Here is a 14,821-nt window from a genome sequence, read left to right as displayed (position 1 = left end):
TCAGCAGGCTGCCTGACCTTCACGCAACGCCATCATAGAGCTCGCGGTGCCCGCGCGCATGCGTCAAACAGGCGGTCTTCGTCGTATGCGTACCCACTATCAGGGCCTTGGCCGCGAATATCTCAGCCACGACGCCGTCAACCATGGCGCCAAGGAATACGCTCGCGGCGAGATCAGCACCAACACGGTCGAGGGCTATTACTCAATCTTCAAGCGCGGCATGAAGGGCGTCTATCAGCACTGCGCTGAGAAGCACTTGCACCGCTATCTCGCGGAATTCGACTTCCGCTACAACACTCGCATTTCGCTTGGCTGGAACGATGCCATGCGCGCCGAGAAGGCGATGCAGGGCATCCGTGGCAAGCGGTTGATGTACCGCAGACCTGACCAAGCCTACGTCAATTAAGCAGATGGCGCGGAAGTTCCTTCGCTGGCGCGCTAAGAAGTAGTTCTCCCAAATACAAAACCAACAGCGCCGGTAATGATGCTTCCAAACAAGCTTAAGAGGCTCGCCTTACTGGTGCCTTCTGGCATCCATATAGCTACAGCGATTATCCCGGCAAACCCAAGCAGCATCGCCATGCCAGCAATGTTACCTGGCTTCTCCGTTGCATCGCCGAAAATAAAACCCATCCAGCCGATCTCCAACTTCTTGGTTGCGTGCTGAACCTGAGCATTTGTTGGCTTTGTGACTTGGTTGGCCACGTCAGTCGTCCCCCTTCAAAGTGAAGGTGAAACTGACGGTCCGACTTAGATTATCGCCGTACCCAATTGTATGCAGAGAGAACGATAGATCTAGTTTCTGGTCGGGACCGATATTGCCAACCTCTCCCGACCAAGAGGACCCTAGAGAATTGTCGAAATTGGTAAGGCGGATTTCGAGCCAATCATCCACGATCTCGAAATCGATCGACGGCCCCTTATTGGCCTCAGGCGGCTTGGTATCAAAGACAATTCGATAGTTCAGGTTCTCATAAGAGAATTCAATGAACTTATCGCCCGGGTGCGTGACTATCGCGCCCGAACCAACGACCTCTCTGTCACCGACTTTGACGCGCCCCAGCCCCATCGGGACATATCTACATCAGCGACAACCGAAAGCTCAATCCTTGTTCTGTCGGACCTTCGTTGGCTTCTTGCGCGATTTCACGGGGGACAACTTTGGAGCATGCGGCTGCGGCTTCATCTTGAGCATGCGCTTCAAGACCTCATCCCGGGACGGGTTGTCCTGATTTTCAGGCTTCTTATCCGTCAAACTACGGTCCCCCTTGGGGAAAAGCCGGATGGACACAGGAATCGTCGCCTTCGGCGTGGACTCCGGAACATCAAGGCACCACCATGCAGGCGTGAGTCGGCTAGCCGATTCGCAATCGTGGCGGCGGGCCGGTCTGCCCTGAGAAAGTAGCCGGCTCCGCACCACTGGCGATCCCCGCTCTAGGAGCGGGACCCGGCCGCCCCTTCCACAAGGGTGGCCGTCTACCCTACCGGCCCCTTCCATAAGGGCCACCCAGTTTCCCCCTCCCGTTCGAAAGCGAGGGGTTCGGAGCAAAGGCCGTCCGGTCCACCCCGGGCGGTCTTTGTGCATTCAGCGGGGCCCGAATCGCGTCCGGTAGCCCTACCGAATTCCTCGTACAGACTACGCACAGTAGGATTCTTCCTACAAGACACTTGAAGACACATAGTCCTCAAACAATGGGGACAAAACTAACGCACCGGCCTGTCACGCAAACCACGAATACCGCGCAGGAATCTGGTACGTCAAGTATATAATCCCCCTCGGCGCAGATGCTCGCGGTTGGCGGTGATTCAATTTACGCACCTCGTAGCCAGCGTCAAGCAGCCTGATCGAAGGTGTGTGATGCTCTTGAACAGGCTGTGGGCGATGATCGGCTCGAAGGCGTTCAGTTGCAATTGACCGGCCTCAGCCGCAAAACTCACAGTGACGTCGTTTCCTATTACTTCAAAGGCGATCTGATTGACGACCTCCGGTATGACCGGGTTGACCTTGCCCGGCATGATGCTGGAACCGGCCTGCATCGCCGGCAGATTGATCTCGCCAAGTCCCACGCGAGGACCCGAAGACAGCAGGCGCAGATCGTTGCAGGTTTTCGACAGCTTGATCGCTACCCGCTTCAGAACGCCGGAGAGCTGCACGAAACTGCCGCAGTCCTGGGTCGCCTCGATCAGGTTTGAAGCAGTCACGACCGGAATACCCGTCGTCGTTCGCAAATGCTGACAGACCAGACGGGCATAGTCCGGATGCGCATTTATGCCCGTTCCGATCGCGGTGGCGCCCATGTTGATCTCACAAACCAGAAGCACCGCTTCCTTCAGCCGCTGTTCGTCCTCTCCCACCATCACCGCATAGGCGGAAAACTCCTGCCCGAGAGTCATCGGAACGGCATCCTGCAACTGAGTGCGTCCCATCTTGATGATGTCCTTGAATTCCTCGGACTTTACCTCGAAAGTCTGACGCAAGGCCGCCATAGCCTCGACCAGCCGCATAATCCCGGAATAGTACGCAAGCTTGAGCGCCGTCGGATAGACGTCGTTCGTGCTTTGGCTCATGTTGACGTGTTCGTTGGGATGCAGAAAATGATAGTCACCTTTCGCGCGACCTAGCAGTTCCAGTGCGCGGTTTGCGATAACTTCGTTGGCGTTCATGTTGGTTGACGTGCCTGCCCCGCCTTGGATGACGTCAACTACAAATTCCTTATGTAGATGGCCCGTCCTAATTTCCTCGGCGGCAGCAATGATTGCATCCGCACGCGTCTCATCAAGCAAACCTAGATGACGGTTGGTCCGTGCGGCAGCTGACTTGATGGAAGCCAGCGCCGCAACTAGGTCCGGATAGTTCGAGATTGGGGCTCCGCTGATCGGAAAAGTCTCCACCGCACGCAAGGTGTGGATGCCGTAATAAGCAGCTGCGGTAACGTCTCGCTCGCCCAAAAGATCATGCTCACGTCGTCTGCTCATTGAGGCCTCTCGATTGAGTATTTGTGAATGTCTTGGTGGAATGACGAAGAGATATACCCCACAGGGGCCGTTGCCGCCGATGGGCGGCGCTAACGCTCGCCTCGAACGGTCGCGACGAAAATCTGCACTTGGCTTTCCAACGTTTGGAATTCATCGCTGAGTTCATGGCTGGCCGACAGAAGATCGCGCGCAGCGCCGCTCGCCTCGGCGATGTTCTCGTCGACGGTCGAAATGTTCTCGGCCACGATCTGGGCGCCCGAGGCAGCGCGCGAAACGCTAGCGGAGATTTCGCGGGTGGCGAGACTCTGGTCGCCGACCGCAGCGGCGATGCCGGCCGCTATCTCGCGCGAACGATTGGCAACTTCGGCAATCGCTCGGATCTCGTCAACGGCCCGTGCCGTGGCAGATTGGATAGCCAGGATATTGATTGAGATCTCATCCGTTGCGCGTGCAGTCTGGCTGGCGAGCGACTTCACCTCCGACGCTACGACAGCGAAGCCTTTACCGGCGTCGCCGGCGCGCGCCGCCTCAATCGTCGCGTTCAGAGCTAGAAGGTCGGTCTGACTGGCAATATCGTGAATGAGATTGATAATACTGCCGATCTTCTGCGCTTGGGACGACAATTCGGCTATCGTGCTCGACGTTTTCTCGGCCGAGTCCGAGGTGTTGCCGGCGATTGTGGCACTGTCATTGACCCGGCTGGCAATCTTGGTGATCGAGGCGGATAATTCCTCCGCGGCTACAGCTACCGTCTGTACATTTTCCGAAGTGGTGTTGGTCGCCTGCATGACGGTGTGAGCACTGTGCTCCGCTGCAATCATCCTGCCGGCCATCGACTCGGCCTGCTCGCCCATTTTCGCGCAGGCCTTGGTGATGCTGATCAAGACTGCCGAGACTATCGCCTCGAACTGGCCCGCCATGCGATCGAGCAACGCGACCCGATCGCGCTCTGACTGCTCCTTCATAAGGGCCTGCTCGGCGTTGAGACGCTCGACTTCGATGGCGTTGCGCTTGAACACCTCAACCGCATGAGCCATACGGCCCACCTCGTCAGCTCGGTCGAGCGCAGGGATCTCGGCGTCGAGTCTGCCTGAAGAGAGACTCGCCATGACGTCGGTCAAGGCGACGATCGGACGAGTCGCACTTTTGAGGATCCAGAACAGCAGACCACACACCACAATCAGCGCAGCAGCTCCGACAAGGGCCAGAACCCGTGTCGAGCGTGCGATAGCGACATCGGCGCGCGCGGTTGACATGCGCAGCTCGAGCTCACCGACGGTCTTTTGCTGCCCCTGAACGACCCTGGTGACCGGCACTTTCTCGACGATCAACGAGCCCGCGGTCGCCTCCTTGGCGCCGTCGATCGCGAGTGTCGCGCCATGATCGTCGGTCAATTCGCTGCCGATATAGTCGGGATCAGCAGCGAGAGCAGCGAGCGACGCTTTGGCCAACTGACTGTCTAGGTTCCAGATCGCGTCGGCCGTGCCACGGCCAGCGATATTGGCGATCAGCTTGGTCTTGGCACTCAAGGCGGCGCGCGCGGACTCGCCGTCCTTGACGGCGCCCCCGATCACCGCGCCGGCAACCATCGCCAACAGCAGCCCGGCGATCGGCAGAAGAACACGCAACATCAGGCTACGACTAACGATCGACCCCGAAACCTGGGAAAGAGCCCGCTCTTTCATAACTCTCTCTGGCGCTCGCCCATCGCGATGGACACGCTGCTGAAAATCAAACGGTGTAGGCGGCCACTATTCGCGTCAGCGTCCCGTCAGCCAGCGCCGCTTCAGTGGCGGTGTCGGCCTTCTCAATCAGCGGGGCAACATCCGGGAAGGTCTTTCTGATCCCGATGTGGAATTGCGACGGCCGCCCGATGTCGACCTGAAAACTTCTGATTTTCTCGCCGAGGACAGTCTTCTTCAAAACACTCTTGGCTACGAGATCGTTGCCGACAAAGAAATCGAGACGGCCGGCCGCGATTTTTCGGAAGACACTGTCGAGCGTCGGCGTGACGTCGACCTGCAAGCCTTTGAACGTGACTTCGGCAAAGCCGTTTCCGACATAGTCACCCTGGCGAAAACCTGCGAGTTGCTCGACATTTCGAATGGCTTCGATCTCAGCGCGACGCGGATTGTCCAGCGCGTAGAACAGCTCTGTCTTTGTCTCGATAGCTGCGCGATGCGTGAACATGGCGTATTCCAGCCGAGCAGGCGTGGGATTGGTGAAGAAAGCATCTGCGTTGCCGTCCTGGACCAACGCCTGAGCCCGCGCCCAAGGCAGTCCATGCGTCACAACCGGCAGCCCCACACGGCGACCCAGGATTTCCGCGATCGCGTCCGGAAGAATGCCTGTGATCTCGCGGCGATCGTTCTCGAAGCTCAGTGGAGGGAAGGTATTGTAGAACGTCACCTTGAAATCATCTGCACGTGCGGTCTTGGCACCTGCCGTCAGTGAATAAAGGGCCGCCGAGATCCCGCCGCAGAAACCTCGCCGCGATAGCATTCTCATGACATCACCTCGCTGTGGGAGCCATCCGACCGGGCAGCACTGTCCAACCGGTCAGCGCTGGGAGTTCCACTGCGCGAAAATTTGTCCACGGCACCCAAGCGCCGACCGAGAGCCAGCAGGGCGGTAATGCTGATGATGGACGTCGCAATCACATAAAAGCTGGGGGCCATCTTGTTTGCTGTCGCGGCAATCATCCAGGTGACGATCAGAGGCGCAAATCCGCCGAAGAATGTGACTGAGAAGTTGTAGGTCAGTGCCAATCCGGTGCCGCGGGTGTTGGTCGGGAATATCTCCGAAAGCATTGCAGGTATCGGCCCAAGACACGCAGCGATTAGCAGACCGACCAATGCCTGCACCGCGAGCAGGGTGGTCACCGTCGGCCACAGGGTCAGCATCAGAAAGAGCGGATACGAAGTGAGGCAAGCCATCAGCACCGCAGTCGACAGCACCCGAAGACGTCCATAGCGATCCGACAGCGTACCGAACATCGGCGCCGTAACCATCAGAACGACGCCGGTCACCAATGCGCCGACAAACGATGAGGTCGCCGGAATATGCAATTGCGTCAAGGCATAAGTCGGCATGTACACCTTGTGAACGTAGTTGAACGCGGTCACTCCCGCGACGACGCCTATGCCCAGCAATAGATTCATGCGGTCACGTACCAGTACCCTGCTCAGCGGCGAGTTGCCTTGTTTGACGGCCGGGAGTTTTGTGAATTCTGGCGTCTCGTCGATCTGGCTGCGAATATACAGACCAACCGGCCCCACCAGCAGGCCAACACCGAAGGCGACCCGCCAGCCCCAATCGTTCACCTGACTCTCTGTCAGAGTGTAGCTGATAAGTGCGCTGACGCCGGCCGCAAGCACGGTCGCCAAACCTTGCGTCGACGATTGCCAGCTGGCGAAGAAGCCGCGCCGCTTGGCATCCGCATGCTCCACCATAAAGGCCGTTGCCGCGCCGAATTCGCCCCCGGTCGAAAAGCCCTGCAACATGCGTGCGACGATGATGATCAGCGGGGATATGATGCCTATCTGGGAATATGTCGGCGCGAAAACAATGATCGCCGTGCCCGCCATCATGATCGCAATCGACATCGTCAGCGACGCCTTGCGCCCTGCCCGATCGGTATACGAGCCCAGGATAATGGCGCCGAGCGGGCGCATCACGAAGGAAATTCCGAATGTGCCAACGCTGAGCAACAGAGACGTCGTTTCGTCCGCCGTCGGAAAAAACAGTTTGCCGATCACCACGGCGAAATAACCATAAATCAGCAGATCGTAAAATTCGAGCGCATTGCCGATACTGGCCGCGCAAATTTCTTTCCAAGGATTGCGCAGGGCGGCGACAGGCAAGGCGCCTCGATCGGATGATTGAACTTGTGCTGACATCAGATATCTCTCGGGCTTTTGTCCACTTTGCAGGACTGCAAGAGTAAACCGTGAATTCAAATCCAAACGCATCAACTCGCTCAAAGTGATGCGTTCGCCACGTTCAACTGCGAGGACGTACTTCACTGCCATGCGCCCCCAGTAAGCAGGCGACCCGCTCCAGGATTTCGAGTCCGATCGGGAGGGCATCCTCGTTAAAATCGAAGTGGGGGTTATGATGTATTGCGCTTAGTTCTGTACCAATGCCAAAATAAACGGCCTTCCCACCACGGCCTTGAACAGCTCGCATCATTTCGGCGGCGTCGTCGCTGCCTCTGAATTCAACGCCGTCCCGAATCTTCTTGACTCGCGGGACCTCGCGCGCTGCCTCATGGACGATTTTCGCCAGCTCCGGGTCGCTGCTTGCCGCCCGCGATTCACCGACCAGATCGGAGCGGCTCGTCACTTCATGCATCAATGCAGCGCCCGCAACAACTCGGGCTGCGGTATCTCTCAGGAATTGAAGGGTATCAGCATTGTCCGCACGCAGTTCTATCGAGAGGTCAGCAGAACTCGGAACTGTGTTTCGCGAGTCGCCGCCGGATATGCGACCAACATTGACGCGCGTGTCCCCGTCGCCATGGCGAGGAATTGCCATCAAATTCTGTGCGGCGACACACGCGGCGAGGACGGCATTGCGGCCGTCGTGCGGCGAGATAGCAGCGTGTGCACTCTTGCCCGTGAAGTTGATGTCTAATTTGACACTGCCAAGAATATCTTTGTAGCCGGTGATGACTTCTCCGACGCTAAGAGCTTGTACGCCGAGATGGCAGCCGACGAAGTAATCTACGCCGTCGAGAACGCCAGCTGCGACCATGGCTTTCGCGCCTCTCAACCCCTCCTCCGCCGGTTGAAATATCAAACGTATCTCACCAGCCAGCTCGTGGCGGATGCCGGCAAGGGCGCGCGCAAGACCAAGGCCCATCGACGTATGACCATCATGCCCGCAATTGTGATGGAAGCCCTCGTGGATGGAACTAAAGCCGTCGCGGACTGGCCGGTGATCGCGACTCGTCGCCTCACCTCCATTGTTGGCATCAAGATCGAACCGGAACGCGATGACTGGTCCGGCCACTCGACCATTTAGAGTGCCAACAACACCCGTGAATCCGTCACGGAGCTTTTCGGCCGTGGCGGGATCCGCCCCATGATCCAGCGCCCGATTAAGAAAAAAATCGAGAGTGTGTTGCGGAGGGAGGCCCATTCGAGCGTCCCGCGAAATAACGTCAGCCCCGCAACGAACCTGCCATCCCGATTCCTGCAAGACTTTCACGACCTTGCTGGCCGTGAAGACCTCGCACCAGCCGGGTTCCGCTAAACGATGGAGCTCGCGCCTGTCTGCCACAAGCTGCGTCTTGGAAAGCGCCCCTCGTTCAGAAACGTCGCATCTCATAGGCATCTCCCCGAAACAACTGACTTGCTCTATTTCGGTCATATTAAGGTCATTCGAAGCGCTTGAGTCAAGAAAAATTACGGTCATATTACGGACATGGAATTCGTGGCCGTTCCTCAGGGCCCGTCAGCGAAGGAAAGCTGCTTTGATTGGCGTTGTTGGACCAGACGATACCGTTGCGATGATCGAACGGGTCGCGAAGGAAATCGGGCTGGATTCGATCCTGGTAGTGGCGAAATACAAGTCGCCGCACGAGACCGCGGAGCTTGTTCACGCGCTTCAGCCAGTCTGCCCGGTCATTCTTTTTAGCGGGCGCCTTCCATATCGACTCGCCGTTTCTGTTGGCTTCGCCACGGACAATCTCGATTATATTCCGCACGAAGGGACAGATCTATTTCGTGCGCTCGCGCTTGTTGCGTTGGGGAAGGGATATACTGGTCAATTTCCCAAGTTCAGTTTCGATTGCATGACAGAGCACGACGTCAGCGAAGCCTACGAAGAGCTTCGACTCTCGGACGATTATCACGTCATTCCACTCGAGATCGATAGCGACCCAAGCGAGATCAACCTTGACCGCATCATCTCGACCCATCGGTCATTACTTGAACAAGGCAAAATTGAGCACTGTTTCACATGCATTAGGAGCGTCTTCGAAACTCTTTCCGCGTCGAGACTTCCGGTCATCCGAATCAATCACTCCCGCATTTCAGTTCGACAGGCACTTCTGAGAGCTCAGCTTCGCCACGAGCTGGTTCACGTCGAGGCGTCACAAGTTGCGATATGCGTTCTGTCACAGCACTCGGATTCGAACACACGTAAGAAGCACTCGACTAGGGGGCTTTCGAAGGCGGCCCGGTTATGTTCGGACTTGCTTGGCGGCCGCATCGTTAAGATCGATTTGAATGAAGCACTTTGGATAACGACAAGAGGTGCGATAGACCGCCACTTGAATGCGCTCCCCTTGTCAAGCGTATCCATGCCTGAGCCCGCCTTTATTTTAGGTATCGGGATCGGACCAAATGCCGATCAGGCGGAAGCCTTTGCAAGACAGGCCCAGCAGCGAACTAGCAGTTCAGCCACTCGATATTTTCAGATCGAGCAAACCGCCTTCATTGTTGAAAAAGTCGACCCAAAGGAAGCTCGCGAAGAGAGACAAAGCGATCTGGAAACCGCACGAAATTTGCAGGTTTCGCCCGCTGTCATTCGTCGGCTGGGAGTCGTTTTCCAAGAGTTGGATCCAAATGGCTTTACCTCCGCGGAACTTGCAAAAAGCTATAGCATCCAACCGCGGAGTGCCCGGCGACTCCTGACGCTTTTGAAAGACCGTGGATTCGTTGAGGAGTGCGGTTTGGGCGCGCGCCATCGTGCTGGTCGCCCAGAACTCATTTATCGCATTTTTCTGGATCGAATGCTGTTTCCGATACGATGATCCGGTGATCCTTCCCAATACAGGGCGCGATGATCTGTGTTGCAGTCACACATCGTCGTTCTCAGACGACGGATACGAAATGCCGACCAACTGAAAAAGAGGCCCAACAGATGAGTGTGACCATGGCATGGAAAACGATTGGATACATTGTGCTGTCGGGCCTGGCCGCTCTCAATGGCACGCCAGCCTTCGCGCAAAAGGCCGCGCAAGTGACGCTGATGATGGCCGGCAACGGCAGCGCATGTTTGCCATACGGCCAGGGCGTCGCCGCGTTTCTTGCGTCCAAGGGCATCAACGTCGAGGTAAAAAAGAGCGCGTGTTCGAACGACAACCTGTCTGCAATTGAAGCGTCCGCGTCGACAATCGGAACCACCTTCATGGGCTCTGCTTACGACGCCATCAACGGAAGCGGCTGGGCTGCCGGCCGCAAGCGCGGGAACCTGCGTGCGTTATTTCCGATGTACGAGACCTCGTTCCAGGTTGCAGTGCTGCGCAGAAGCGATATCCGATCCCTCGTCGACCTCGATGGCAAGAAGGTCGGCGTCGGTCCAGCGAAAGGCCCCGCCGAGGTATTCTTTTGAGCCGCCGCCGTGGCTGTGCGAGTAAGACCGATCATTGTCAACGGCGACCCAGCTGAGCTGGCAGGAAGGGTCGTCGCCGGTGAGATCCACGCGCTATGGCAAGGCGCACTGGTGCCCATTGCTTTGCTCAGCGAAGTCGCCAATAAGGCGGACGTGGTCGTGTTTGGGCTCTCCGATGCCGAAGTAGCCGCCATGCTAAAGACCTTCCCGCAGCTTACGGCAACGACAGTTCCGCCCGGTAGCTACAAAGGTCAAGCCGTCGAGATCAAAAGCGTCTCTGAGTGGAATTTCGTGATTGCCAACAAAGATTTTCCGATCGATATAGCCTACGCGATCACTAAGGCAGTCCTGTCCGCGGTCGATCCGAAATCCGAAAATTATCCGACAGCCGCCAGCACGCTCGCCGGCAATGCTGCTGTGAACCGGATTATGCCGTTCCATCCAGGCGCGATGCGATTCTATGCCGAGGCCGGCATCAAACTCGCATCCCCTTGAGGGTTTACCTAGAGCAATGCGAAACAGATCAGCTCTTACCGAAGGTTCCCTGACTCCCAAATCTGGATAGGGGTTGCAGAAAATCTGATATCGAAGATCAACTTGGGCAATCCGATTGAGGGAGCCTGACAGTGTTGTATCGTCCGGAGACGCACGAAGAGCGATGCTTACGCTCCTCCCGGTGCAACCGCGCTGTTAAATAGCAAGGCCGTCGATAATCGCGCCCACGTAACGAAGCACCCCATGTCAAGCAACGATGCCGAACACTCGATTGGACGGGCTTCGTCGCCTCATCAGATATCCATAATCGTTACTATTAGTATGCCGCGGCTCTTACACGGATCAGGCAAAGCCCACAGATCGAGAAAAGTCTGCCACCACGCGCACGAGTTCGCGCATTTCCTTGATTAGGGGGCGTGTATCGCCGCGCCGCCACTGAAAGGAATAGGCGAGCGGTGCCAAAGGATGTTTGTCGGAAAGTCGGCGTAGAAGGCCCTTATCAGCCAGACGCTCGGCCCAACCAAAAGGTACAATCCCAACGCCGACCGACAAGCTCAACATCCCAACGACTGCGCCCCAATTGTTGCAGTTGATGCGCTCGACATGAGCGATCCGATTCACGGTAAGCCAATCGTCGATGAGGCGCGTCGTGCCGGCCAAGGGAGGAAGTGCAATCAGCGGCGTCCCCCTCTCGAGCAAAGCCGCACATGTGCCGTTTGTACCAGCGAGGCTCGGCGCTGCCATCCACACGAACTGAGCCTCGACAATGGGCTGAGACATGATGCCGTGGCGTGACGAGCGGCCTGCAACGATCGCGAAGTCCAGCTCCCCCTGATCAAGGCGATACTCGAGCGTCGCTCCAACATCCACATAAGCTTCCATGCGCAAATTCGGGTGACGGCTCCTCATGCTTGCGACGAGTCCGGGAAGCCACGTCATTGCGGTCAATTCGCCCGCGCCGAAGATGCAATGGCCGGACAGCCCAGAGGACTTGGTCATCGATCCTTTGATGTCGGCCGCCAGGTCAAGGAGATCTAGCGAGTGCGCGAGCAACTCCTGTCCCGACTGCGTCAGATTCGCCCTGTGGCCCGAACGGTCGAACAACGTCGTTCCGAGAGAGCCTTCCAGCTCGGTAATTCGCTTGGAAAGCGAAGAGATCGACAAGTTGAGCCTCTGTGCCGCAATCGCAAAGTTTGCGCACGTCGCGGCCCAATAGAAGGCTTCCAGTTGCTTTAGCGTCATCGCAAGATATTCGATAAGGGCGAACAACATGATGCGAAAAAATTCGCTTTCATGCAACACCGTTTTTAGCTCCTCCTGCCACCAGCAAGATGACTGCATGAAATGCAGCCTTTCGGGGAAAACAGGATGTGCGTCAGGCGTGTTGCGGTTATTGGCGGCGGGATAAACGGCCTTGCAGTCGCTCGACAGTTGATGCTGGACCACGCCGGGATTTCGGTCGAGGTGTTCGAGAAGGAGCCCGATGTCGCCCTGCACCAGTCGAGCCACAATTCAGGCGTGGTCCACGGCGGCCTGTACTACGAGCCGGGAAGCCTTAAGGCGCGGCTTTGCGCGCGGGGGAGAGACCTGATCAAGACGTATTGCGCGACCCATTCCTTGCCCTACGATGAATGCGGCAAGCTGGTGGTAGCGCTTTCCGAAGATGAACTGCCACGACTCGAAAACATCTTTCGAAAATCGGTCGGAAATGGCGTTCCCGATATCCGCATGTTGGACGCGGAAGAGATTAGGGACATCGAGCCAAACTGTATCGGAATCAAAGCGCTCTATTCGCCGAGAACGGCCATCGTCAGCTATGGGCAGATCGCAAAGCAATTTGCGATCGATATCCAACACCTAGGTGGCGAAATTCGCGTTAGCGCGAACGTCACCAAGATTACCGAGACGAATGACGGCATATTTCTGGAAGGCGACGGTAGTCCTTTGCATGAAGCGGCGTTCGACCACGTCATTTCATGCGCCGGCCTTCAGTCTGATCGCCTAGCTAAAATCAGCGGAGATCGTCCTGATCCCAAGATTGTTCCATTCTCCGGCCAATACTATGTCATCGACCGAGACTTCCGGGACCATGTAAAGGGTTTGATATATCCGGTCCCAGATCCGCGCTTCCCCTTCCTCGGTGTGCACTTCACCAAGCGCATCGACGGTGAAATGACCATCGGCCCAAACGCATTTATTTCATTTGGGCGCGAGAATTATTCCGGCCGCTCCATCAATTTGAATGATGTCGGCGACTTGCTTCTTTATCCGGGCTTCTGGCGCTTCGCAGTTCGGAACGTGCCAATGGCACTGCGTGAGCTCAAGACGGTCATCAGCGAGGCCGCCTTCCTGCGGGAAGCCGCAAAATATGTGCCCTCGCTCTCCTCTGTTACCGTGTCGCCCGCAGTTCGCGGAATCCGTGCGCAGGCCATGATGGGAAATGGGTCCCTCGTGGACGATTTCGTCATTCGTCGCTGCGGCCGCGTAACCCATATCCGGAACGCCCCATCGCCCGGCGCAACGTCTTCCATGGCGATTGCTGAGTATATCACGCGAGAAATTCTCGCAATCAAATAAGAACCGGTCACCATCCAGGGAAGGAAAGCTATGAACATTCCAGTGTCGATACTCGAAACACCTGAGGCAGCAAAGCGGCGCAAGAGGAAGGTTGCGGCAGCAACGATCGTCGGGTCGATGCTCGAGTGGTATGATTTCTATTTATATGCGACAATGGCGTCGATCGTGTTTAGCAAGGTGTTCTTCGACACCAAGGATCCCCAGAACGCTGCTCTGAATGCCTTTGCGACCTTCGCGATCGGCTTTGTCGCCCGCCCCATCGGGGGCATATTTTTTGGCTATTTCGGCGACAAGTTCGGTCGCAAGAGGATGCTTGTTTACACGTTCAGCCTCATGGGTATCTGCACCGCGGCGATCGGCTTGATTCCGTCCTATGCGACAATCGGTATTTTGGCGCCGATTGTGCTGGTGGCCTTTCGTATTGTTCAGGGATTCGGTGCTGGGGCAGAACTCGCAGGCGCCGCTGTCACGTCCTACGAACATGCATCCGATGACCAGAAAGGGCGTCAGGGTGCCTGGCCGGCGCTCGGACTTAACCTTGGCCTGTTGCTCTCCTCACTGACCATTTACTTGCTCAGTCTCGGTGGCGACCAGTTTCTTCTCAATGGCGGATGGCGCATCCCGTTCATCATGAGCTTCCTGCTTGTGCTTATGGGACTGTGGGTCCGCAAGAGCTTGCCGGAAACACCCGAGTACAACGCCATGGAGTCAATGCATGAACAGAAGGCGCCGATTAAAGGTCTCTTCCGCTCGAACATCAAAGGGCTTGGCGTCGTCTTCTTCATCGCCATCGGATACAATGCACTAAGCTATATCTTCAAGACATTTTCGCTGGCCTATCTTACTCAGTTCAAGGGCGTCTCGGCGAATATCACGTCATTTTCGGTAACGCTGGCCAGCCTTCTGGCCATCTTTGCGGTGCCGGTCTTTGGCTGGCTATGCGACCGCTTCAGCAGCAAGGTTGTCCTCGCGATCGGCGGTATTTTCGCGGCACTGTTTGCCTATCCCTTCATGGCGCTGCTGGGTACGGCGGACAAATCCATGGTCTACATCGCGATCATTGTTGGCACCGGACTGATCGCCCCGATGATGTTTGCACCGCAGGGATCCTTCCTGAGCCGCCAATTCCCTGTCCAGAACCGCTCGACGGGGGTCGGCGCCGGGCGTGAAATAGGCACGGCGATTGCCGGCGGTCTCGCTCCGCTCTGGGCGCTTACGATGGTCGCGCAATCGCCGAATCATGCCACGGACGGAGTCGTTTGGATTCTTGTGGGCTCCGGTCTGATCGTAGCGTTTGCCGCGATCTGCGACCAAGGCTACCGATTTAGCACAAAACAGAACTAGCATTACAGTTGCTATTTGTGATGAGTTCTGAATCCATGGGTGACCATGATTCGGGATATGATGATTGGTGGTGCGTCGGTTGAAGATA

10 protein-coding genes and 3 pseudogenes are annotated in these 14,821 nt (G+C 56.9%); 5 read left to right on the top strand and 8 right to left on the bottom strand.

Going from position 1 to position 14,821, the window contains the following annotated elements:
* Positions 1-97 precede the first annotated feature (97 nt).
* Positions 98-406: pseudogene (locus K289_RS0138630) on the top strand (transposase); the annotation flags it as partial.
* A 32-nt stretch (positions 407-438) separates the two neighbouring features.
* Here K289_RS0138630 and K289_RS0138625 read toward each other — a convergent pair.
* The 7 genes and pseudogenes from K289_RS0138625 to K289_RS46860 form a co-directional block, all read right to left on the bottom strand.
* Positions 439-705, bottom strand: coding sequence for a hypothetical protein (locus K289_RS0138625; protein WP_027556255.1), 267 nt, complete (start codon positions 703-705; stop codon positions 439-441).
* 1 nt (position 706) lies between these two features.
* Positions 707-1,069 (bottom strand): DUF6864 domain-containing function, encoded by a 363-nt coding sequence (locus tag K289_RS0138620; RefSeq protein ID WP_027556254.1) that lies wholly within the window; start codon positions 1,067-1,069, stop codon positions 707-709.
* Positions 1,070-1,809: 740 nt separating this feature from the next.
* Positions 1,810-2,976 (bottom strand): annotated as a pseudogene (locus K289_RS46870) (aspartate ammonia-lyase); the annotation flags it as partial.
* A gap of 89 nt (positions 2,977-3,065) precedes the next feature.
* The gene (locus K289_RS0138605; RefSeq protein WP_063614281.1) at positions 3,066-4,661 is read right to left on the bottom strand and encodes a methyl-accepting chemotaxis protein; all 1,596 of its coding nucleotides are present in this window, start codon (positions 4,659-4,661) and stop codon (positions 3,066-3,068) included.
* A gap of 46 nt (positions 4,662-4,707) precedes the next feature.
* Entirely contained in the window at positions 4,708-5,484 is a 777-nt protein-coding gene (locus K289_RS0138600; RefSeq protein WP_084788917.1) for an ABC transporter substrate-binding protein, read from the bottom strand.
* Positions 5,481-7,001: an MFS transporter gene (locus K289_RS46865; RefSeq protein ID WP_198024871.1), complete on the bottom strand. Its 1,521-nt coding sequence runs from the start codon at positions 6,999-7,001 to the stop codon at positions 5,481-5,483. Before K289_RS46865 ends, K289_RS0138600 begins: the two co-directional genes overlap by 4 nt.
* Complete coding sequence (locus K289_RS46860; protein WP_245284127.1) at positions 6,979-8,307, bottom strand: amidohydrolase; 1,329 nt, start codon at positions 8,305-8,307, stop codon at positions 6,979-6,981. The genes K289_RS46865 and K289_RS46860 overlap by 23 nt, the downstream gene beginning before the upstream one ends.
* A gap of 181 nt (positions 8,308-8,488) precedes the next feature.
* Here K289_RS46860 and K289_RS0138585 point away from each other — a divergent pair, with 181 nt between their 5' ends.
* Positions 8,489-9,736 carry a hypothetical protein gene (locus K289_RS0138585; RefSeq protein WP_027556250.1) on the top strand — a complete coding sequence of 416 codons (1,248 nt, stop codon included), beginning with the start codon at positions 8,489-8,491 and terminating at the stop codon, positions 9,734-9,736.
* Positions 9,737-9,765: 29 nt separating this feature from the next.
* Positions 9,766-10,812 (top strand): annotated as a pseudogene (locus K289_RS52665) (TAXI family TRAP transporter solute-binding subunit).
* Between the two features lie 342 nt (positions 10,813-11,154).
* Here K289_RS52665 and K289_RS0138570 read toward each other — a convergent pair.
* Entirely contained in the window at positions 11,155-12,309 is a 1,155-nt protein-coding gene (locus tag K289_RS0138570) for a LysR family transcriptional regulator (protein WP_245284126.1), read from the bottom strand.
* Between K289_RS0138570 and lhgO the strand changes: the two genes are divergently transcribed.
* Both lhgO and K289_RS0138560 read left to right on the top strand, forming a co-directional pair.
* On the top strand, positions 12,247-13,389 hold the full coding sequence (lhgO, locus tag K289_RS0138565; RefSeq protein WP_245284125.1) for an L-2-hydroxyglutarate oxidase: 1,143 nt from the start codon (positions 12,247-12,249) through the stop codon (positions 13,387-13,389). The genes K289_RS0138570 and lhgO overlap by 63 nt on opposite strands.
* Positions 13,390-13,419: 30 nt before the next feature.
* On the top strand, positions 13,420-14,733 hold the full coding sequence (locus K289_RS0138560) for an MFS transporter (RefSeq protein ID WP_027556245.1): 1,314 nt from the start codon (positions 13,420-13,422) through the stop codon (positions 14,731-14,733).
* The last annotated feature ends 88 nt before the right edge of the window (positions 14,734-14,821 follow it).

Origin of the sequence: Bradyrhizobium sp. Cp5.3 (genome assembly GCF_000426265.1) — a bacterium.
Taxonomy (GTDB): Bacteria; Pseudomonadota; Alphaproteobacteria; order Rhizobiales; family Xanthobacteraceae; genus Bradyrhizobium; species Bradyrhizobium neotropicale.
Note: the sequence above shows the minus strand (reverse complement) of the source record. Positions and strands in the feature narration are given on the sequence as shown.